The organism is Streptomyces klenkii (genome assembly GCF_003626645.1).
GTDB lineage: Bacteria > Actinomycetota > Actinomycetes > Streptomycetales > Streptomycetaceae > Streptomyces > Streptomyces klenkii.
In genome coordinates this window covers 729,954-748,906 of the sequence record NZ_RBAM01000001.1, presented here as the reverse complement: position 1 = coordinate 748,906, position 18,953 = coordinate 729,954, and the positions used below count along the sequence as shown (strand labels likewise).

Below are 18,953 nucleotides of genomic sequence, written 5' to 3'. Positions count from 1 at the left end.
CACTTACTTGATCACTATGACAGGGCTGTGAACCGAGGTGATACCGACGTCGTCGTTCCACGACAACGCTGTTCCAAACCGGTGACACAATCACGAGGTCAAGGAACAAGGGAAGGGACAAGCAGTGGCGGAGCGGGTGACTCTTGAAGACCCTGAACAGGGTCATGCGAATCAGCGCTCAGCCTTCGGTTCGCACCGGGCTAGCCTTCGGCGATGGCCCTCAGCGCCGCCAAATGCCTCTGGTAGACGGCTCGCCCCTCGGCCGTCAGGGAGAGCCACGTCCGCGGTCGCCGACCGACCCGACCCTTATCGACAGCCACCCAGCCCGCCTCTTCCAGTGCCGACACCTGCTTGGAGAGAACCGAGTCGGTGACCTCCACCAGGTCACGCACAAAGCCGAATTCAGCCTTCTGCGCCGGGGCCAATGCGGCCACGACCGACAGGCGCACGGGTGCGTTGAGCAGAGGCGCGAGGTCATGCCGAGGATGGCTGCCCCGTGGTACGGCGGGGGTGGTCTTCTCGGCCGTCACGACGACCGCCGCATTTCAAGCCAGGCACCCGTCGCGAGCGGCAACGCGCACATCAGCGCGGCCACTACCGCGAACGCGGGGCTGCTCCCGAATGCCGAGCTCCCGAGCGTAACCGACAGCACAAAGACGACAGCCCAAGTCCCCACCACCAACCCGTGCTTGACGCCGAAGCCGCGACGCACCACGCGCTGCCGTGCGGCGTACAAACTCAGTCCCGTCACGAAGAACGTATTGCCGAGCCCGAAGGCCACGGCCGAGGCGAAGCCGTGCCACAGCACGGCAACCGGGACGAGGACCAACTGCCCGGCGGCGAACGCCCACAAGTAGCGCGCATGCCAGCCGCTCCGCTCCCGCGCGGCCTTCTCTACGTCAGCCGCCCGCCTCAACGCCACCTCGGCATCGGCGAATCTGCGCATGACTCCCCCTCAACCCCTCGACCCCACCCATCATCTCCTTCCAGAATGGCAAGCACTTTCCAAAGTGGCAAGTGTACGAAGGAACGGGTTCCAGGGGCAGCGCGGTCGGCGCTGTCCTGCGACGAGGAGCTCGACCAGCCGGCACGCGTCGCAGCGAGGGTCGCTTCGGCCTCGATGCAGAGGCTTTCGGTGCCGCACATGAACTGGTAGCGCTGCGCCCGACACTCCCCAGCCACCCCGGAACCAAAGGCCATACCATCACATTCAGTCATATATCATCTGAAGGACTGATTCCAACAGCACAGGGGCAGATTTCCACCAAAGGCGTGGAGTGAACAGCGTTGCCTCAGGGGGGATTCATGCCGGACGATCAGACAAATGACGCGGTCCGCAGCGGGAGCCCGGACTCCGCAGTTGACCGCGTGGCCGACTTCTACGGCGCCTACATCGACGCCGTCTACGACGGAACCGATGACCTGGGCCAGGAGCTTCGCGCCCACTACCTCACCGAGGACTTCCGCCGGCGGCTGGCCGCCTGGGAGGAGGCCAACCACGCCGACGGCGTCCTCCGCGCCCAGGACGTGCCCACCGGCTGGGCAGTCCGCTATCACGATTCCGGCGCCGGGCACCTGTTCACCACCGTCACACTCACCTGGGGCACCGGCCCGGACGCCGGACACACCCGGCTGGCGGTGCAGAGCGACCTGAGCACCAAGCTCATCTCGGACATCGAGGATGCCCAAACGGACTCCTGACGCGGCGGCTGCCGACGGCGGCCCGCATCCTTCGTGGAACAACAGGTCAGCAACCGCGACGAATGACGTTTACTCAGTCGCACGAGGAACCCGGTCGCTTCGTCCTGGTCGAGCGATGGGCCAGCCGCGCCCACTGGGAGGCTCACGACGCCGGTGACGCCACCCAGAAGATCTACATCCCGGAGATCATGCCGCGCATCGAGCGCGAAGTGCACCCGAGCTCACTCATCCGCAGCAGGCCTGAATGACGGCAAGCGGTTCGGCGTGAAGGTGGTCCGGTCACAGGCTCGGGTGGCCCCTTTCTCCTGGTCATGGAGTGGTCGGTGTCAAGGTCCAGGTTCCGTTGTGGGTGTCGCCCATGTGCGCTCCGCTCCCCTCACCCGCAGATCGTGCGCAGTGCGCAGCGCTGGTCGTCCGCGGCCGGTCGACACGGGATCCGTTCGGGATCCGACCGTTTCCTTCGGTTCGGGTGAACCGTTGGGTCCGGTATAAGCGCTTTCTGCCGTGTTTTCCGCTGCTCACGAAGGGCACCATGATGCGCATTCTCCGTCCACTCGTCGTCGTACTCGCCGGGTTCACCCTCGCCGCGGCCGGCACGGGCTCCGCTGTCGCCTCGAACGGGACGTTCGCCTGGGTGGGGCCCAACGGCAGGACGTACTCGATCCAGAATCCGCCGGACAACAAGTGCTACGACCTCGGGCAGGAAGCTCGCGGCGCGCACAACGCGACGAGGCAGCCGGTCGTCGTCTACCCCCGGAAGAAGTGCAAGGGGACTCCCACGCGCCTGGCTTCGGGACAGGCCGCGCCGAATCGCGCGCGCTTCGCCAGCGTCATCTTCAATCCCCGCTAGGTCGGTCGTACCGTCAAAGGGCGGGCCCGCCCGCACCGGAAGAGTGCCGAGTCGACACGTCGACTCGGCACTCTCGGCGCGTTCCTTCGGCTCGGCTCCGGGGGCTCCGGACGGCGTGCGTCAGGAGCCGGCCCCGCACGCCGGCGGGCGGGTGACGAGCCTCCGGTGCTTGCCGACGAGAACCACGTCCCAGTACCGGTTCTCGTAGCCCACGCCGACCGCCACCGTGTCGCGGTTCATCAGCCCTTTGTAGATGTCGTTCTTCGGGTCGGGATCGGTGGCCATGTCCGCGAAGTAGCCGTCGTGGTTGTAGCCGAAGAACAGGTACTCGAGGATGTGGGACGAGAACACGTTCGCGTCGTTCAGCCGGGCTCGCAGGTCACGTCCGTCGCTGCCCGTCGGGGTGAGCCGCCCCATCCGGGCCATGTCGTGGGCGTGGCGGCGTGCCGCGTCGGAGACGGGGTCCGAGATCAGCAGCGCGGCCAGGCCCCGGTTCGCACGTTCCTTGTTCACCTCGCAGACGATCCGGTCCACGTTCGGGTAGTACGCCTGCCGCACGGCCCCGGGGGCCGCCCGGTCCACTGCCGCGGCCCGGAGGCCGGGCACGGCCGCGTGCACGGGCGGTACGGAGGCGAGCAGGGCGACGGCGGACAAGGCGGCGGCCAGGACGGACGCGGGGACGGCAGCGCGTCGCACGCTGTGCTTGTACTTCGATGTGGTCATGCCCGGCACAACGTGTGCCTTGGCTCAGGGTTTCGCCCCGACCCGTAAGACGCCCTCTGCACTACCCCTCGGACGCCCCCGAACGCCCTGGACGCGGCGCGCCTGGACCGGACCAGCGTCAGCAGGATCAGCCGGGCCAGTCCGGACGGGCTGTCAGCAGTCGAGGGCGTGCCCGGTGGTCGCGTCGACGTGGTCGGGGATCTCGTCGTGGCGGTCGCCGACCGTCGGCGTGCCGGTGGGCTCGAACATGAGGATCGCGGCGCCGGTGGCGGAGGACGGCTTGTGCTCCGTACCCCGCGGGACGGTGAAGACGGTGCCCTGCGGCAAGTGGACCGTTCGCTCACCGGCCGGTTCCCGCAAGGAGATGCTCAGCTCGCCTTCCAGGACCAGGAAGAACTCGTCGGTTTCGTCGTGTACGTGCCAGAGGTGCTCGCCGCGGACTTTGGCGACGCGGACGTCGTAATCATTGACACGGGTGACGATGCGAGGGCTCCAGAAGGCGTCGAAGGAAGCGAGGGCCTTGCCGAGGGCGATGGGTTCATTGCTCATGCGGTCATCGTCACCGTTTGAGCCCGCCTCGCGTGAGTGCTAGGAATCGCATATGCCGCAAGATTCCTCGCACCAGCGTTCCGTAGCACCGCCGATGGCAGCGGAGGGGCCGCACCGGGTCGTCGTGATCGTGGACGAGAACTCCAACCCCTTCGAGCTCGGCTGCACGACGGAGGTATTCGGCCTGCACAGGCCCGAGATCGGCCGCGCGCTGTACGACTTCCGCCTCTGCTCTCCCGAGCCGAGCACCTTGATGCGGGACGGGTTCTTCACGCTCACGGGAGTCGCCGGTCTGGAGGCGGCGGACGCGGCGGACACCTTGATCGTTCCCAACCGGCCCGACGTCGACGTGCCCCGCCGCCCGGCCGTCCTCGACGCCGTCCGGCGGGCGCACGCGCGTGGTGCGCGACTGGTCGGCCTGTGCAGCGGCGCCTTCACCCTCGCCGAGGCCGGGGTGCTCGACGGGCGCCGGGCCACGGCGCACTGGCAGTGGGCCGGCTCTTTCCGGGCCCGCTTCCCCGCCGTCCGCCTGGAGGAGAACGTGCTCTTCGTCGACGACGGAGACATCCTCACCGCCGCGGGCAGCGCGGCCGCGCTCGACCTCGGGCTGCACATCGTGCGCCGCGACCACGGCGCCGGCATCGCCAACGCGGTCAGCCGGCGGCTGGTCTTCGCCGCCCACCGGGACGGCGGGCAGCAGCAGTTCATCGAGCGTCCCGTCCCCGACCTCCCCGACGAGTCCCTCGCACCCGTCCTGGCCTGGGCCCAGGAGCACCTGGAGATGCCCCTGACGGTGTCCGACCTGGCGGCGCGCGCCGCGGTCAGCCCGGCGACGCTGCACCGCCGTTTCCGGGCCCAGCTCGGCACCACTCCCCTGGCCTGGCTCACCCAGGAGCGCCTCGCCCTGGCCTGCCGGCTCATCGAACGGGGTGCTACGCAGGTGGAGACCGTCGCACGGCGCAGCGGGCTGGGCACCGCCGCCAACCTGCGCGCCCTGATGCGCCGCGAGCGAGGGCTCACGCCTTCCGCGTACCGGCAGCGGTTCGGCCCGGGGACGAGGTGAAGCCGACGTCAGTTTCCGAAGTGGAGTATTACTGGACGGTCGTTGTGTCATTCACCGCTCGGGGAGCCCTGATGACGGATCGTACGGAGTCGATCGAATCAATGGAGCAGCTCGCCGTGGTCTGGCGTGCCATGGCGATCGACCGCGACGCCGATGCCGATGTGCGGGACCTTCCCGGCATCGCCGTCCGGTGGGCCGACTGCCGGTTCGCCTTCTGGAACTGCATCACGCTGACCGACATCGGCGCGGACGCGGCGCTCGTCGAGCAACGCCTCAACCAGGCAGCGGACATCATGCGCTCGAAGCGGCACCCCGGGTTCCTGTGGCTCTTCGAGGGCCTCCTCGGTGACGGGGCACGCGCAGGGGTGCGGACGGCGGCCGAGAAGGCGGGCCTCGAGTACGCCTTCCCCGGCACCGGCATGGCCGGAGACCTGTTCCCCATCCCCGAGCCGTCCCACCCCGACCTGACGTTCGTACGCGTGACCACGGACGAACAGCTACAGGCGTACGCGGATCTGAACTCGCGCGCGTACGGGTTCCCGCTCGAGGACGGCCGCGACGGGCTCCTCGGGTCCGCGCTGTGGAAGAACCAGGTGCATGCCTATCTGGGCGTGCGGGACGGGGTCCCCGTGACCTGCGCCGCAACGGTGGAAGCGGAAGGGCGTCTCTTCGTCGTGCTCGTCGCCACGGCTCCGGAATGGGAGCGCAAGGGCTACGGAGAGGCGGTGACGCGAAAGGCCCTGTACGAGGGAGCCCGGGCCACCGGCCAGACCCGCGCCACCCTGCACGCGACCGCGGCGGGGGCGCCCGTATACCCCCGCATCGGCTTCAAGCCGAACTCGCCAATACACTTCTATGTGCTGAAGAGCTGACCGGCTTGCCGCCCCCGACCCGCGGGCCCGTAATGCAACGGCATCGGGCCTAGCGCGGGACCTCGATTCTATAGAGCTCGATCTCACGCTCGATGTACTGCTCAGCCGCGCCCGCGTCCGGCTGCTTCCGGGCGCGCGTGCGGACCTTGCCGAGCTGATGCAGCGCTTCAGGGTTCGTCAGCTCGGCAAGCTGCCGTACCGGCGGCAGCTTGCGGTACTCCACCCACGTCACCCGGTCGACCCCTACGATCGTCCGGAGGCCGGTGATGACCGAAGGAGCCACTCCCTCGCGCGCCAGCTCATCGACCTCGCCGGTCGTCAGCCGGAAGTGGAGGGGGAAGTCGGCGTTCCCCTCGGCCAGGCGCCGCTTGATCTCGTCGGCAGTCAGCTGCCACCTGGTCTCACCGCCCGGTGACTCGGCCTCGAAGGGATGTGCGGCGTATTTCTCCGGTTCGTCTTTGGTCCCGTACGACGTCTTGATCGCATGCTCGTACTCGAATGCGGTGCCCTTTGCGTACTCGCTCCTGTTGAACCACACCACGACCGAGCCGACCGGTGCCTGCTTGAGGCTGCCGGGGTCACTGATCCCGCGTCCGTCGGACTCCAGGCCCTTCACGGGCGTGCCGCGGCCCCCTCCGAGGGCGAATGCGGCGAATCTCTGGTTGAACGCCGCCTCCGGCAGCATTTTCTTCCACGCGTAGAGCTGGGCGAGCTGAGTGAAGAACAGGCACTCGCACGTCCACTTGTCCAGGTTCTCGAAGAGCAGATCCACGGCGGCGTAGGGGGACGCGGACTTGGGGACGATCCGCTCGCGACTCATGTACTGGTCTTCGCTCGTCTGTGCCGACATGAAGTGCTCAGTGTCGAACCTCAGCTCGCCCGGCCGTGGGAAGGCGCATCCGCGGGCTTCCTTCTTGGCCTGCACCAGCCGGGCGACCCCCTCCTGCAAGGCCTTCTCCCATTCCTTGCGGAACGTCTCGTCGTTGAGATGAGAGGCCGCGCGCGCTCCGTCGGCGGGGACCACCCGGCCCTTCATCGCCTCGGCGAAACCCCCTTTGACACGCTCGTCAAGGAGATGCTGGAGGCGCGCCTGCTCCCGGCGGCCGAAGGAGTTGTGGAGGGCCTTGGGGAGTACGCCGGAGGCGGAGAGAACAACGGCGAGGTCGGGGCCGAGGCTGCCCTCCAGGATGGTGAGGATCGCCTGGGCATCGCCCTGGCTCACCACGCCGTCGTACAAGTCGCGCACGAGGAGTCTCTTCAGCTGCGGGTCGAGGGCGACGGAAGGGGAACCGGCTGCCCACAGGGCGACGACCGCACGTGCCTTGTTGTCGCTGTCGTAGTCGCCTTCCGGCTTGCCGGTGCGGCGCAGCTTGCCGAGGTAGCTTTGCAGTTCCTCGGGCTTGAACTCCCCCTCACCGAACATGCGGGAGAAGGCCTCCAAGGGGCCCTGGGTGAAGAGGTCACCGAGGAAACCGAACCGTCCGGAGCGCTGCACATAAAGCGGTCCGTCCGGGCGTACGGACAGCTCCTGCTGGATGACGTGGGCCAGCTCGTGGGCGATCAGCGCCCGTCCCCGGGGCGTGGCCGGCCGATAGTGGCCAGCAGCGAAGACGACGTGCCGCCCGGCCGTGTACGCCGCCGCGTCGATCAGCCGCGCGGAGGCATCCGCACGCGCGTCGGTGTGTACCCGTACCCGGCTGAAATCGTGGCCGTGGTGCGATTCCATCGCCTTCCGCGTAGCCGGCTCCAGCGCCTGACCGGGTTCCACGAGTACCCGCGCGATCCCCGTCCGGGCGGCGTTGCCCGAGGACCGGGTGAACCCGGGCGGCCCGGCAGCGGTCGGGCCGATACGCGACAGTGACGGGCGGCCGCCTGCGGCCGGCGAAGCGGCGGCCCGGGCCTGCTGCTCGTACATGTCGCTCGGGCGGCTGAGCATGACGGGACGCTGCGGTGGCGAGGCCGCCACTTCAGCTCGGCCCGCCCGGTGCACATGCTCGGCCATGCCACCAGTATGTCCACGCCCCGGCCGCACGCCACCGCGGGCAAGGCGGGTGGCGTGCGACCGGGGCTCACCGGCTCCGCCTCTCGCCACCGCCGGTCGCCTCCGCCGATGTGACTCAGCGCGTCGGTATCCCCGCCGGCGCTGAGAGACCGGGCGCGCTGCCGGCGTTGCGGAGTGATGTGATTCCTTCGTCGAGCACTGCGTGGAGGTGGGCGGAGTGGCCCGTCGAGAGCAGGATCGATACGCCGCCCTGGATTCCCGCCAGCAGTGCCGCTGCCGTCCGGTCGACGTCGAGTGAGGCGGGCACGTGTCCGGCGTCCTGCATCGCCCTGATCCCCGTCGCCAAGTGCTCCTGCCACTGGCGAAGCAGTTCGGTGACGATCGCGCGCGCGCCCGGGGTGTTCCGGCCGATCTGGAGGAACAGTGATCCGAGCGGGCACTGGTCGCCCTGCTCCTCGTAGCGCTCGATGAGCGTGTCGCGCCATCGGTACCAGGCATCCCAGGAGTCCAGGCATCCGAGGTAGGGCTGCTGGTCGTCGAGCACCTGGTCGGCCTCGAACTGCGCGACGGCGAGGAGCAGTTCGTCCTTGCCGCTGGGGAAGTAGTGGAACAGCTGGCTCTTGCTGGTGCGCGTGCGGGCCAGGATGTCGTCCAGCGTCGCCGCCGCTACGCCCTTTTCCCGCAGCACCTCGGCAGCGCCGTGGATGATCCGGCCACGTGTCGCCTGACCTTTGGCCGTCAGCGGTCCGCGCATGACGTTCCCTCCTCCTGAGCCGGTCGGTCCAGCGTACTCCTCAGACTGGACTTGCAGGTCCATTTTTCGCGAGCCACCATCGGCCTCACAAGCCCCTGCGGAGATGGGAACAGGTCGCATCATGAGCAATCGCCTGCACAACAAGACCGCCCTGGTGACCGGCGCCACCAGCAACATCGGCCGCGCGATCGCCGTCGCCTTCGCCGCCGAGGGCGCACACGTCGCCGTCTCCGGACGCAACCGGGAGCGCGGTGAGGAGGTCGTCTCCACGATCCGTGCCGCGGGCGGCAAGGCCGACTTCCTGCGCGCGGACCTCGACGGCAACGCGGCCGCCTCCCGCGCCCTCGCCGACGAGGCCACCCGCGCCCTGGGCGGCCGCATCGACATCCTGGTCAACAACGCCGGCATCTACCCGAGCCCCTCCACCCCCGACACCGACGAAGAGACCTTCGACCGGATCTACGCGGTCAACGTCAAGGCCCCGTTCTTCCTCACCGCCGCGGTGGCACCCACCATGATCGAGGCCGGCGGCGGCGCGGTGATCAACCTGGGCTCCTGGATCGCTCGGCTCGGCGTTCCGGTCGGCGCCGTCTACAGCTCGTCCAAGGGCGCGATGGAAACCCTCACCCGCGCGTGGTCGGCCGAGTACAGCCCTCGCGGCATCCGCGTCAACGCCATCTCCCCCGGCGTGGTCCGCACCCCCGACCCGGCCGAGACCGGGGACCAGCCCGGCGACATCATGATGAAGGGCACCCCGGCCGGCAGCTTCGGGCGCCCCGACGCGATCGCCCGCGCAGCGGTCTACCTCGCCTCCGACGAGGCGGACTTCGTACACGGCACCGTCCTCGACGTGGACGGCGGACGCACCGGCGTCGCCGTCATCGCCCAATGACGCCGGGCCCGAAGACCCGATGCCCCCGTGGTTCGGACATCGAGGGCGCCGCCGCGGCCTCCCTCTCCCGCAACGCCCAGGGCCTCCCGGGCTCGTCCGCGGTGGGCGGATCGTGGTGGCCGGGAGGCCCTGGGCGTGCTGTCTGCGGGTGTGGTCCGCCGGGGCGGGCGGGCCGCGTCGTGGTTACGCCTTGCGGAGGCGGTCGATGATGCCGTCGAGGTCCCGTCGGAAGAGGTGTTCCCGTACGAAGTGGCCGCCGGGCTCCTCGTACCACTCGTATGGGATGCCGGCCCGGTCGAGGTAGCCGCGCCACTCGCGCTGGGTCTGGAGCACACCGGTCTCGTTGAACTTGTCCCAGAAGGTCGGCGCGGGGCTGGTGCCGGCGACCATGAAGATGCGCTTGTTGCGGTAGCTCTCGACGCGCTCGCACGGGTTGTCCATGCTGACGCGGTTCTGGTCCCAGGGCATGCCGTAGACCATGCCGCCGCCGAGTTCGGCCACCGCGGAGGAGGCGTTGGCCCAGTGGACGACTCCGCCGGCGATGCCGTCGGCGACGCCGCGCAGGCTGGCGGGGCCGGAGTGGGCGCTCACGGAGGCGAAGTGGCCCCAGTACTTGGCCGCGTACTTCAGGGCGCCGAAGCCGCCCATCGAGAAGCCGGAGACGGCGCGGCCGTCGTACTCGCCGTACGTCCGGAAGTTGTCGTCGATCCAGGGGATCAGCTGCTCGATGTGGAATTGCTCCCAGTTACGGGGGCCGACGAAGGAACTGACCGGGTTGGAGTACCAGCCGGCCTTTCCGCCGTCGGGCATGACGACGATGAGGGGCTTGCCGGCGGTCCACGCGCGGATGCCCCCGTTCACCTGGCGGTCGAACTCGATGAAGTCGCCCCCGCCGCCGTGCAGCAGGTACAGGACGGGGTACCTGCGGCCACTGGTGTGGTAGTCGTCGGGAAGCAGGACGTTGACGGCGGGCTTCCAGCCGATCGCGGGGGTTTCGAACCGGTAGTACCACATGCGGGGGTCGGACTCGCCCGCTTCGACGATGCGCAGTCCGCGGCCGTCGCCGGCCGCGCTGGCCGTCGACGCGGCCGCGAGGACGCCTCCGCCGCCCAGGGCCATGGCCGCGGAGAGGCCTCCAGCGGCCTTCAGGAGACCTCTGCGGGTGGGACGGTGCTCGTTCAACAGGACCTCCTGGCCCGGACGTTGGATATGCGGTAGGTGTTCGTGTCAGTTGTCGGTGGTCCAGGTGCCCCTGGAGGGGTTCCAGTGGATGGTGACCTTCTGGAACTTCTGGGCCTTGCCGCCGGCCTCGTCCACCTCATCGGTCACGGGGTAGCCCAGCGCCGCCTCGTGACCGGCCGCGTGGAAGGCCTTGTAGATCTCGCCGTGCACGGGGTGCGCGCCCGTCTGCGGCGACCACAGGAACAGGCCCTGCTCGAAGAACTGGTAGCGGCCGCGCGTCCCGTCGGGCGCCCGCCCGGCGTCCGCCTCGTCCATCGTCGGGAAGCCCCAGCGGCGCTCGGAGTCCGTGGCCCAGAACTTGCTCAGGATGTCGCCGTAGATCGCGTAGGCCGCGTCGGGGTGCCAGATGACGATCCCGTTCTGGAACAGCTGGAAGCGCCCGCCCAGCATGGCGTCCTCCTCGGCGCGCAGCGGCCGCCCGAGGGGACCGCCGGGGCCGCCCGTGCCGTCGTACTTGGCGCCGATCGTCCCGTACGGCTGGAACGCCTCATCGCGCATGGCGATCGCGTGGCCCTCGACCTGGTCGTAGCGGTCCGGGTAGGCGGAGCGCTGGACGGCCTGGGCCAGCTGCCCGGCGGTGCTGCCCTCCAAGCGGGGCTCCATCTGCTGTGCGACCTCGAAGAACTTGTTGGCCGCGTAGCCGACGTCCATGACCTGCTCGGGGCTGCCCCAGCCCTGCGAGGGACGCTGCTGGAAGACGCCGAGCGAGTCGCGGTCCCCGCAAGCGAGATTGTTCATGTGGGACTCGACCCAGCCCGTTTCGAAGCCTGCGAGCATGACCTTCGCGGAGACGTTCCGGCGCTGGCCCACCTCGTAGACCTTGCGGGTCACGGCGATGTCGCGCTCGCCGGGGACGCCGCAGAAGGCCTCGGCCGTCATGGGGTGCCCGAGGGGGCCGGGCACGGGCTCGCCTCCGGTGCCCTGCGCTGCCGCCGGGCGGGCCAGGACGGCGGAGAGGGCCGTCACGAGCAGGAGGATTGCCGTTCCGGATCTCGCGCGCCATACGGATCTGCCATGCACGTGCTTGCTCCTTTGCGTCGGGTGTGTCGGGCGCATCGGGTGCGTCGGATGCATCGGGTGTGTCGGGATTCGCCTCACAGTGAGGAGAAGAAGAGGTGAGCGAAGGCGTGAGCGGCCGCGGCCGGCGTCACGACCAGCTCTGGTACGGGCTGTCGTTGCACGCCCACGTACGGAAGCCCTGATTGCTGTCGTCGATGCAGCGCAGGGTGGCCTGGTTCTGGAAGCGGACGGTGCCGTCGCCCCAGACCTTGACCCACCAGCTCTGCTCGGGCGCGGAGCTGCAACTCCCCACCGTCCGGAAGCCGTTGTCGGTGTCCTCGACGCAGCGGCCGGTGTTGGCGCTCCTCAGCTGGCGGGTCCCGTCTTCCCAGACGTGCACGGACCACTTCTGCGGGGTGCTGCCGTTGCAGCTCCACGTACGGAAGCCGTTGTTCGTGTCGTCCATGCACTTGCCCGTCGCCTGGTTCCTGAAGGACTGGACGACGTCCTCGGCACCCGCGGGAGCCGCGGAGGCCGGGGAGGCCATGGGGACCGTGGCGACGAGTGAGGTGACGACGAGGGACCCGCCGAGCAGGAGCGTTCGCATGCTGCGCATGTGGTCTGTTCCGTTCCTTCCGTTCCGTGCCTTCCCGACCGCACGAGGCGGTGTGACCGGACGGCCCGCAAGGTAGCCGCGTGGCCTCGGGGCGCGGCATCCGGAACGATCCGGAGTGACGGCGGCCGGCGGTTCCCGGTAGGGATGGACGTACGGAAGGGAAGGGACGGGGGTACGGAAGGGGGCCGGAAACGGCGGCGGGGCCGCGCCGGGAGTCACACCTCGAAGAGGCGGGCGGCGTTGTCGTGGCAGGCGGCGCGCAGCCAGTCGTCGCCCAGCCGCAGCCGGGCCAGGGACTCCAGGGCATGGTGGTAGGTGTAGGGGATGTTGGGGAAGTCGGTGCCCAGGAGGATGCGGTCACCGAGCTCCCGCAGGCGCGCGGTCTCCCGGCGCGGGAACGGGGCGACGGCCTCGGTGAAGTCGGTGAAGGCCATGGTCGTGTCCAGGTGCACGCCGGGGTGGCGGTCGGCCAGGTCGAGGAAGTCGCTGTACTCGGGGAGTCCCATGTGCGCGATGATCAGGCGTGTTCCGGGGTGGCGCCGCAGCAGGCGGGCTGTGGGGCCGGGTCCGGTGTGGGCGCCGGGGGCGGGTCCCGAACCGCAGTGGACGACGACGGGTATGCCCCGGCTCGCGAGGTGGTCCCAGACGGGGTCGAGGAGCGGGTCGTTGGGGTCGTAACCGCCGACCTGGAGATGCGCTTTGAAGACGCGGGCGCCCTGCTCGACGGCGCGGCGCACGTAGCGGGCCGCGCCGGGCTCGGGGAAGAAGGTGGCGGTGTGCAGGCAGTCGGGGTGGCGGGCGGCGAAGTCCGCGGCCCAGGAGTTGAGCCAGGCTGCCATGCCGGGCTTGTGCGGGTAGAGCATAGCCGTGAAGCGGCGCACGCCGAACGCGCGCAGCCCGGCGACGCGTTGGTCCTCGCCGGTGCGGTACCTGATGGGCCACGGGCGGCCGGTGAGCGGACCGGCGGCGTCGAAGTAGGCCCACACCTTGCGCATGACCCGGTCGGGCATGAAGTGGGTGTGGACGTCGATCAGTCCGGGCAGCCCGAGCTCCTGCCAGAAGCGTCTCACGTGCCGGCGCTCGTGCTGCTCTTGCCCGTGCCCCTCTTGCTCATGCGGCTCTTGCCCATGCCGCTCTTGCTCATGCCGCTCTTCTTGCTCACGCTCGGCTGCGTCGGGCTGCCGCAAAGGCGAAACGTCGGTAGTCATGGGCCTCATCCTGCCGCGAGCCTCCGCACTTGCGGCAGGACGAGATCCCTCATGACGCCCCCGTGACCACCGTCAGGACAGGACAAGGACGGGACAGGACGGGACAGGACTGGCCAGGACGGGGGCCCTCGCACCGGTCCTCGTACCCCGCTCACTTCACGAAGTCGTCGACGACTTCGGGCGGCCAAGTTCCTATCTTGAGCACGCCCATGGAGTAGGCGCGGGAGACGAGCGCGGTGCGGTTGCGCACCTTGAGCTTCCGCAGCAGGCAGGTCACGTGGTACTCGACGCCGTGCGGGCTCAGGAAGAGGCGGGAGGACAGGGGGACGGTGGATATACCGGCGGCGATGCCTTCGAGGATGCGGGCGTCCATGGCCGAGAGGACCTTTTTGCGGTTGGTCACCACCCGTGTCTCCTCGGTGCCCGCGGTCGTGGGCATCATGACCAGGATCGCGTTCGTGCCGGGCAGTCCGCCGCGCACCGCGATCGCGGTGAGGGGGACGGTGAAGGCGGACTCTTCGCCGGGGCGGACGGCGATGACGGGGGTGACGAAGCGCTGGTGCTTGCCTTCGAGCAGGTGGGAGAAGCGGCGTAACAGCGGCTGCTGGACGCTCGGGTGCACCACGTCGCGGATGCTGCGGCCGCACAGTTCCTCGGACGAGCCGTTGAACTGCCGGAAGAACTCCTGGTTCGCCTGCTGGATGGTCAGGGCCGCGTCGAGCCCGGCCACGCACATGCCGTGCTGGTCCGGTTGCTGGTCCGGCTGCTGGTGCGCGTCCGCGCCGCCGGGCCGGCCCATCGAGTCGCCGTCCGTCTCTAACGCGGCGGAATCAATGAGCGTGGGGACTGAATTCAGCAAAGGAAGATCCCCTTCATGAAACTGCGTGCAGATGGGATGAATTGGAAGGCTAGTTACCTACCGACCGGTGGGCAACGACCGCCATACGGTGTTACTTAAACCTGCGGCTTCCATCGAGAAATGGTTCGGTACGCAACTACGGCTTCGGTCGCTCCGTACGGCCGAAATCACGCCAATACTCGCGTCTTTGCGCCACGCCCGAGGCAGTTCTTCACTCTCCGGCCCCACGCGATCACTACCCGCCAGTAGAACGGAAGTTGGAGTTCCGAAGCAGTGGGTGTCGGACAACTCTGCTTCCACGGCCGTATGCCGAATGGAGAACGCTCGATCGTCGCGCCCAATTCACCTCGGGAAAGCGCGGACGAGCGCACCGGACGGGTGCGCGACGCCTTTGGTTCCATGCTCCCGAAAAAACGTCGAGAATTTCTACGGAACCCTGCCGATCTCGGCGCGACCTGCGCCGGAAGGGGCACGGCACCTGCCGTGCGCGCCACTGAGGGCGAGGTCCGGCGAGGCCCCGGGCCGCGGGCGGAAGAGACCGCGGAAGAGACTACGGATTTCCCTGCGCCCGGCGTGAGATCAAAGGTGGGCACGGCCAGCCGACCCGCGTGGGGGCGTGCTCGACGCGCACCCGCCACCGCCGAAAGGGAACCCATGGACTCCGCCCGACGGCCGATCCTCTTCGTCAGCCTTCCGGAGAGCGGCCTGCTCAACCCGCTGCTCGTCCTGGCGGGTGAGCTCTCGCGCCAGGGAGTGGAGGACCTCTGGTTCGCCACCGACGAGCCGCGGCGCGACGACGTGCAGCGGATCGCGGAGCGTTCACCGGTGGAGTTCGCCTCCCTGGGCGAGGTCATCTCCGAGCTGTCCGCGGTGACATGGGACGACGACGTCTACCGCGAGGTCACCCAGACCTCGCGCTTCAGGGCGCACCGCGCGGTCATCAAGCAGTCCTACAAGCCCGCTCTGCAACACGTGAAGTACCGCCGGCTCGAAGCCGTCGTCGACAAGGTGCGGCCGGCGCTGATGGTCATCGACTGCATCAGCGGGTTCGCGATCGACCTGGCCGTGGCCCGGGGGATCCCGTACGTGCTGAGCGTGCCGTTCCTGCCGAGCAACGTGCTGACGGCCTTCACCCCCTTTGGGAAGGGGTACACCCCGAAGGGCTTCCCGGTGCCCCACACCGGGCTGCCGGCCGGGATGAGCCTCGCCCAGCGCATCAGCAACGAACTGTTCAAGATCCGAACCATGGCGATCTTCTGCACGCCCGAGATGAGCAAGGTCGTCATGCAGGACCAGCGGCGGCGCAAGGCGCTCGGCCTCCCGTCGGTCGGCCTGATGGCGCGGGTCGACAAGGCCGAGATGGTCCTGTGCAACTCGATCGCGGAGCTGGACTACCCCTTCACCATCCCCGGCAAGATGCGGCTGGTCGGCGCGATGGTCCCGCCGCTGCCGGAGGCCCCGGACGACAAGGACCTCTCGGGCTGGCTGGACGCCCAGTCGTCCGTCGTCTACATGGGGCTCGGGACCATCACCCGGCTGACCCGGGCGGAAGTCGCCTCCGTCGTGGAGGTCGCGCGCCGGCTCGAAGGCCGGGGGCACCAGGTGCTGTGGAAGCTGGCCAAGGAGCAGCAGCACCTGCTGCCGCCGGAGGAGTCGCTGCCGGCCAACCTCCGCATCGAGAGCTGGGTCCCTTCGCAGCACGACGTCCTCGCCCACCCGAACGTGAAGGTGTTCTTCACGCACGGCGGCGGCAACGGCTTCAACGAGGGCGTGTACTTCGGCAAGCCGCTCGTGGTCCGGCCGCTGTGGGTGGACTGCTTCGACCAGGCGGTCCGCGGCCGGGACTTCGGCATCAGCCTGACCCTGGACCGGCCGCAGGCCCTGTCCGTCGGCGATGTCGTCGACAAGCTCACCCGAGTACTGGGCACCCCCTCCTTCGCCGAGAAGGCGGAGCGGCTCGGGGCCCTGCAACGCGCGGCGGGCGGGCGGGAGACCGCCGCCTCGCTGATCCTCGGGCTCCCGGCCCTGGCCTGAGGACGCCCGAGCACCCGAGCACCCGGACCATCCGAGAAGGAAGAGACCGACGATGTCGTTCAAGTACCCCGTGTCCAGGCCCGCCCTGGACGGCCGAGAGCTCGCATACGTCACCGCCACCGTCAGCGACGGCTGGATATCGTCCCAGGGGCCGATGATCCAGCGCTTCGAGCGCGCCTTCGCGGACTACAACGCGATCGCGCACGGTGTCGCCTGCTCCTCCGGGACCGCCGCCCTCACACTGGCCCTGCGGGCCCTGGGCATCGGCCCGGGCGACGAGGTGATCGTCCCCGAGTTCACCATGGTCGCCTCCGCGTGGGCGGTCACCTACACGGGCGCGACGCCCGTCTTCGTCGACTGCGCGGACGACCTCAACATCGACGTCACCCACATCGAGGAGAAGATCACCGCACGGACGAAGGCCATCATGCCCGTCCACGTCTACGGCCGGCGCTGCGACATGGACGCGATCATGGACATCGCGTTCCAGCACAACCTGCGCGTCGTCGAGGACTCCGCCGAGGCCCACGGCATCCGCCCGGTCGGCGACATCGCCTGTTACTCGCTCTTCGCCAACAAGATCATCACCTCGGGCGAGGGCGGTATCTGCCTCACCGACGACCCCAGGCTGGCCGGGCAGCTGGAGCACCTGCGCGCCATGGCCTTCACCAAGGACCACAGCTTCCTGCACAAGAAGGTCGCCTACAACTTCAGGATGACGGCCATGCAGGCCGCCGTCGCCCTCGGCCAGGTCGAGCGGCTGGACGAGATCCTTCAGACGCGCCGGACGATCGAGAAGCGCTACGACGAAGGTCTCGCCGACGTCCCCGGGCTCACCCTGATGCCGCCGCGGGACGTGCTGTGGATGTACGACATCCGGGCCGAACGCCGCGAGGAGCTCAGGGCGTTCCTGGCCGGCCACTCCATCGAGACGCGGCTCTTCTTCAAGCCGATGAGCCGGCAGCCCATGTACTTCCACCCGGACTGGCCCTCGCTCAAGGCGAACGTCTTCGCCGAGGACGGGCTGTACCTGCCCACGCACACCGGGCTGACCGCCGCCGACCAGGACTTCGTGATCGGCCGGGTCCGCGCGTTCTACGGCGTCTGACCGAACCGCCCGAAAGAGGACATCCGCACATGACACAAGCAGAACCGCAGGCAGTCGACTTCCCGCTGCGCAAACCCGGCGTGCCCTTCCCGCCCCCGGGCTACGCCGGCTTCCGCGAGCAGCAGGGGCTGGTCCTCTCGCGCCTGCCCAACGGCGACCGGGTCTGGCTGGTCACCCGGCACGAGGACGTGCGCGCCGTACTGACCGACCCGAGGATCAGCTCCAACCCCGAGCACCCGGGCTTCCCGAACGTCGGCGAGAGTTTGGGCGTACCCAAGCAGGACCAGATCCCCGGCTGGTTCGTGGGGCTGGACTCCCCGGAGCACGACCGGTTCCGCAAGGCGCTCATCCCGGAGTTCACCGTCCGGCGCGTCCGCGCGATGCGCCCGGCGATCGAGCGCACGGTGGACGAGCGCCTCGACGCGATGCTGGCCGCGGGCGACCACGCCGACCTCGTCGCCGACTTCGCGCTGCCCATCCCGTCCCTGGTGATCTCCGCGCTGCTCGGGGTACCGCCGGCGGACCGCGACTTCTTCGAGTCCCGGACGCGCACCCTGGTCGCCATCCGCTCCTCGACCGATCAGCAGCGCGGCGCCGCCGCCAAGGACCTGCTGCGCTACATCAACCGGCTGGTGGCCATCAAGCAGAAGTGGCCCGCCGACGACCTGGTCAGCAGGCTGCTGGCCACCGGCACGATCGCCCCGCACGAGCTGTCGGGCGTGCTGATGCTCCTGCTCATCGCCGGTCACGAGACCACGGCCAACAACATCGCGCTGGGCGTGGTCACCCTCCTGACGAACCCCGAGTGGATCGGCGACGACCGGGCCGTGGAGGAGACGCTGCGCTTCCACTCGGTCGCCGACCTGGTGTCCCTGCGGGTGGCGGTCGAGGACGTGGAGATCTCCGGGCAGCTCGTCCGGGCGGGCGAGGGCATCGTGCCCCTGGTCGCCGCGGCCAACCACGACGAGGCCAGCTTCGAGTGCCCCCACAGCTTCGACCCCTCCCGGTCCGCCCGCCACCACGTCGCCTTCGGCTACGGCGTGCACCAGTGCCTGGGGCAGAACCTGGTCCGGGTCGAGATGGAGATCGCCTACCGCAAGCTCTTCGAGCGCATCCCCACCCTCGAACTGGCCGTGCCCGCCGAGGGCCTGTCCTTCAAGCACGACGGCGTGGTGCACGGGCTGCACGCGCTGCCGGTCCGCTGGTAGCCGGCGACCGGTCTGTCCGCCGGGCGCGCCACCGGCCGTCCGGCGGACCCGAATCCACCGCAGGAGAGACATCGACATGCGCATCACCACCGACACCGGCCGTTGCGTGGGAGCGGGCCAGTGCGTACTGACCGCACCGCAGGTCTTCGACCAGGACGACGACGGGCTGGTGACCCTGCTCCTCGCCGAGCCCGGCGCCGGCGAGGAGTCCGCGGTCCGGCTGGCCGCCGGCCTCTGCCCGTCCCGGGCCGTCACCGTGCACGAGGACTGACG

21 protein-coding genes are annotated in these 18,953 nt (G+C 69.3%); 10 read left to right on the top strand and 11 right to left on the bottom strand.

Going from position 1 to position 18,953, the window contains the following annotated elements:
* Positions 1–200 precede the first annotated feature (200 nt).
* Positions 201–530, bottom strand: coding sequence for a winged helix-turn-helix domain-containing protein (locus D7231_RS02490; protein WP_120753208.1), 330 nt, complete (start codon positions 528–530; stop codon positions 201–203).
* Positions 527–946 (bottom strand): hypothetical protein, encoded by a 420-nt coding sequence (locus D7231_RS02485; RefSeq protein ID WP_120753207.1) that lies wholly within the window; start codon positions 944–946, stop codon positions 527–529. The genes D7231_RS02490 and D7231_RS02485 overlap by 4 nt, the downstream gene beginning before the upstream one ends.
* Before the next feature lie 359 nt (positions 947–1,305).
* Here D7231_RS02485 and D7231_RS02480 point away from each other — a divergent pair, with 359 nt between their 5' ends.
* From D7231_RS02480 to D7231_RS02470, 3 genes are all read left to right on the top strand, one after another.
* Complete coding sequence (locus D7231_RS02480) at positions 1,306–1,701, top strand: hypothetical protein (RefSeq protein WP_120753206.1); 396 nt, start codon at positions 1,306–1,308, stop codon at positions 1,699–1,701.
* Positions 1,702–1,763: 62 nt separating this feature from the next.
* Positions 1,764–1,949, top strand: coding sequence for a putative quinol monooxygenase (locus tag D7231_RS02475; protein WP_120753205.1), 186 nt, complete (start codon positions 1,764–1,766; stop codon positions 1,947–1,949).
* A 284-nt stretch (positions 1,950–2,233) separates the two neighbouring features.
* The gene (locus D7231_RS02470; RefSeq protein ID WP_194961926.1) at positions 2,234–2,551 is read left to right on the top strand and encodes a hypothetical protein; all 318 of its coding nucleotides are present in this window, start codon (positions 2,234–2,236) and stop codon (positions 2,549–2,551) included.
* A gap of 120 nt (positions 2,552–2,671) precedes the next feature.
* On the opposite strand, the gene D7231_RS02465 is transcribed toward D7231_RS02470, so the two are convergent.
* A complete protein-coding gene (locus D7231_RS02465) occupies positions 2,672–3,274 on the bottom strand; it encodes a CAP domain-containing protein (RefSeq protein ID WP_120753204.1) in 603 nt (200 codons plus the stop codon).
* 153 nt (positions 3,275–3,427) lie between these two features.
* Positions 3,428–3,823: a cupin domain-containing protein gene (locus tag D7231_RS02460; RefSeq protein WP_120753203.1), complete on the bottom strand. Its 396-nt coding sequence runs from the start codon at positions 3,821–3,823 to the stop codon at positions 3,428–3,430.
* 52 nt (positions 3,824–3,875) lie between these two features.
* On the opposite strand from D7231_RS02460, the gene D7231_RS02455 reads away from it, so the two are divergent.
* Together D7231_RS02455 and D7231_RS02450 are read left to right on the top strand one after the other, a co-directional pair.
* Positions 3,876–4,886 (top strand): GlxA family transcriptional regulator, encoded by a 1,011-nt coding sequence (locus D7231_RS02455; RefSeq protein ID WP_120753202.1) that lies wholly within the window; start codon positions 3,876–3,878, stop codon positions 4,884–4,886.
* 71 nt (positions 4,887–4,957) lie between these two features.
* Positions 4,958–5,758, top strand: coding sequence for a GNAT family N-acetyltransferase (locus tag D7231_RS02450; RefSeq protein WP_120753201.1), 801 nt, complete (start codon positions 4,958–4,960; stop codon positions 5,756–5,758).
* Between the two features lie 49 nt (positions 5,759–5,807).
* On the opposite strand, the gene D7231_RS36915 is transcribed toward D7231_RS02450, so the two are convergent.
* Both D7231_RS36915 and D7231_RS02435 read right to left on the bottom strand, forming a co-directional pair.
* On the bottom strand, positions 5,808–7,760 hold the full coding sequence (locus D7231_RS36915) for an eCIS core domain-containing protein (protein ID WP_199739291.1): 1,953 nt from the start codon (positions 7,758–7,760) through the stop codon (positions 5,808–5,810).
* Positions 7,761–7,875: 115 nt separating this feature from the next.
* Complete coding sequence (locus D7231_RS02435; RefSeq protein WP_120753200.1) at positions 7,876–8,514, bottom strand: TetR/AcrR family transcriptional regulator; 639 nt, start codon at positions 8,512–8,514, stop codon at positions 7,876–7,878.
* A 121-nt stretch (positions 8,515–8,635) separates the two neighbouring features.
* On the opposite strand from D7231_RS02435, the gene D7231_RS02430 reads away from it, so the two are divergent.
* Positions 8,636–9,406: an SDR family NAD(P)-dependent oxidoreductase gene (locus tag D7231_RS02430; RefSeq protein ID WP_120753199.1), complete on the top strand. Its 771-nt coding sequence runs from the start codon at positions 8,636–8,638 to the stop codon at positions 9,404–9,406.
* A gap of 183 nt (positions 9,407–9,589) precedes the next feature.
* Here the strand turns inward: D7231_RS02430 and D7231_RS02425 are convergent, their stop codons facing one another.
* From D7231_RS02425 to D7231_RS02400, 5 genes are all read right to left on the bottom strand, one after another.
* A complete protein-coding gene (locus tag D7231_RS02425; protein WP_277875531.1) occupies positions 9,590–10,588 on the bottom strand; it encodes an alpha/beta hydrolase in 999 nt (332 codons plus the stop codon).
* A 45-nt stretch (positions 10,589–10,633) separates the two neighbouring features.
* Positions 10,634–11,614: an LGFP repeat-containing protein gene (locus D7231_RS02420; protein WP_241999524.1), complete on the bottom strand. Its 981-nt coding sequence runs from the start codon at positions 11,612–11,614 to the stop codon at positions 10,634–10,636.
* A gap of 181 nt (positions 11,615–11,795) precedes the next feature.
* Entirely contained in the window at positions 11,796–12,263 is a 468-nt protein-coding gene (locus D7231_RS02415) for an RICIN domain-containing protein (protein ID WP_120753196.1), read from the bottom strand.
* 215 nt (positions 12,264–12,478) lie between these two features.
* Positions 12,479–13,333: an amidohydrolase family protein gene (locus D7231_RS02410; RefSeq protein WP_277875530.1), complete on the bottom strand. Its 855-nt coding sequence runs from the start codon at positions 13,331–13,333 to the stop codon at positions 12,479–12,481.
* 289 nt (positions 13,334–13,622) lie between these two features.
* The gene (locus D7231_RS02400) at positions 13,623–14,270 is read right to left on the bottom strand and encodes a LuxR family transcriptional regulator (RefSeq protein WP_120753194.1); all 648 of its coding nucleotides are present in this window, start codon (positions 14,268–14,270) and stop codon (positions 13,623–13,625) included.
* A gap of 714 nt (positions 14,271–14,984) precedes the next feature.
* On the opposite strand from D7231_RS02400, the gene D7231_RS02395 reads away from it, so the two are divergent.
* The 4 genes from D7231_RS02395 to D7231_RS02380 all read left to right on the top strand — a co-directional run bounded on the left by D7231_RS02395 (position 14,985) and on the right by D7231_RS02380 (position 18,951).
* Positions 14,985–16,364 carry a glycosyltransferase gene (locus D7231_RS02395; RefSeq protein WP_120753193.1) on the top strand — a complete coding sequence of 460 codons (1,380 nt, stop codon included), beginning with the start codon at positions 14,985–14,987 and terminating at the stop codon, positions 16,362–16,364.
* Between the two features lie 52 nt (positions 16,365–16,416).
* Positions 16,417–17,472 carry a DegT/DnrJ/EryC1/StrS family aminotransferase gene (locus D7231_RS02390; RefSeq protein WP_120753192.1) on the top strand — a complete coding sequence of 352 codons (1,056 nt, stop codon included), beginning with the start codon at positions 16,417–16,419 and terminating at the stop codon, positions 17,470–17,472.
* Positions 17,473–17,501: 29 nt separating this feature from the next.
* The gene (locus tag D7231_RS02385) at positions 17,502–18,680 is read left to right on the top strand and encodes a cytochrome P450 (protein WP_120753191.1); all 1,179 of its coding nucleotides are present in this window, start codon (positions 17,502–17,504) and stop codon (positions 18,678–18,680) included.
* Between the two features lie 76 nt (positions 18,681–18,756).
* Positions 18,757–18,951: a ferredoxin gene (locus tag D7231_RS02380; protein WP_120753190.1), complete on the top strand. Its 195-nt coding sequence runs from the start codon at positions 18,757–18,759 to the stop codon at positions 18,949–18,951.
* The last annotated feature ends 2 nt before the right edge of the window (positions 18,952–18,953 follow it).

Excerpts from the sequence above, each read along its gene's own strand:
- D7231_RS02475 (WP_120753205.1), top strand. The coding sequence starts at position 1,764 with ATGACGTTTACTCAGTCGCACGAGGAACCCGGTCGCTTCGTCCTGGTC.
- D7231_RS02395 (WP_120753193.1), top strand. The coding sequence starts at position 14,985 with ATGGACTCCGCCCGACGGCCGATCCTCTTCGTCAGCCTTCCGGAGAGC.
- D7231_RS02465 (WP_120753204.1), bottom strand. The coding sequence starts at position 3,274 with ATGACCACATCGAAGTACAAGCACAGCGTGCGACGCGCTGCCGTCCCC.
- D7231_RS02435 (WP_120753200.1), bottom strand. The coding sequence starts at position 8,514 with ATGCGCGGACCGCTGACGGCCAAAGGTCAGGCGACACGTGGCCGGATC.
- D7231_RS02390 (WP_120753192.1), top strand. The coding sequence starts at position 16,417 with ATGTCGTTCAAGTACCCCGTGTCCAGGCCCGCCCTGGACGGCCGAGAG.
- D7231_RS02480 (WP_120753206.1), top strand. The coding sequence starts at position 1,306 with ATGCCGGACGATCAGACAAATGACGCGGTCCGCAGCGGGAGCCCGGAC.
- D7231_RS36915 (WP_199739291.1), bottom strand. The coding sequence starts at position 7,760 with ATGGCCGAGCATGTGCACCGGGCGGGCCGAGCTGAAGTGGCGGCCTCG.
- D7231_RS02460 (WP_120753203.1), bottom strand. The coding sequence starts at position 3,823 with ATGAGCAATGAACCCATCGCCCTCGGCAAGGCCCTCGCTTCCTTCGAC.
- D7231_RS02380 (WP_120753190.1), top strand. The coding sequence starts at position 18,757 with ATGCGCATCACCACCGACACCGGCCGTTGCGTGGGAGCGGGCCAGTGC.
- D7231_RS02470 (WP_194961926.1), top strand. The coding sequence starts at position 2,234 with ATGATGCGCATTCTCCGTCCACTCGTCGTCGTACTCGCCGGGTTCACC.
- D7231_RS02455 (WP_120753202.1), top strand. The coding sequence starts at position 3,876 with ATGCCGCAAGATTCCTCGCACCAGCGTTCCGTAGCACCGCCGATGGCA.
- D7231_RS02430 (WP_120753199.1), top strand. The coding sequence starts at position 8,636 with ATGAGCAATCGCCTGCACAACAAGACCGCCCTGGTGACCGGCGCCACC.
- D7231_RS02400 (WP_120753194.1), bottom strand. The coding sequence starts at position 14,270 with ATGGGCCGGCCCGGCGGCGCGGACGCGCACCAGCAGCCGGACCAGCAA.
- D7231_RS02485 (WP_120753207.1), bottom strand. The coding sequence starts at position 946 with ATGCGCAGATTCGCCGATGCCGAGGTGGCGTTGAGGCGGGCGGCTGAC.
- D7231_RS02450 (WP_120753201.1), top strand. The coding sequence starts at position 4,958 with ATGACGGATCGTACGGAGTCGATCGAATCAATGGAGCAGCTCGCCGTG.
- D7231_RS02385 (WP_120753191.1), top strand. The coding sequence starts at position 17,502 with ATGACACAAGCAGAACCGCAGGCAGTCGACTTCCCGCTGCGCAAACCC.
- D7231_RS02415 (WP_120753196.1), bottom strand. The coding sequence starts at position 12,263 with ATGCGCAGCATGCGAACGCTCCTGCTCGGCGGGTCCCTCGTCGTCACC.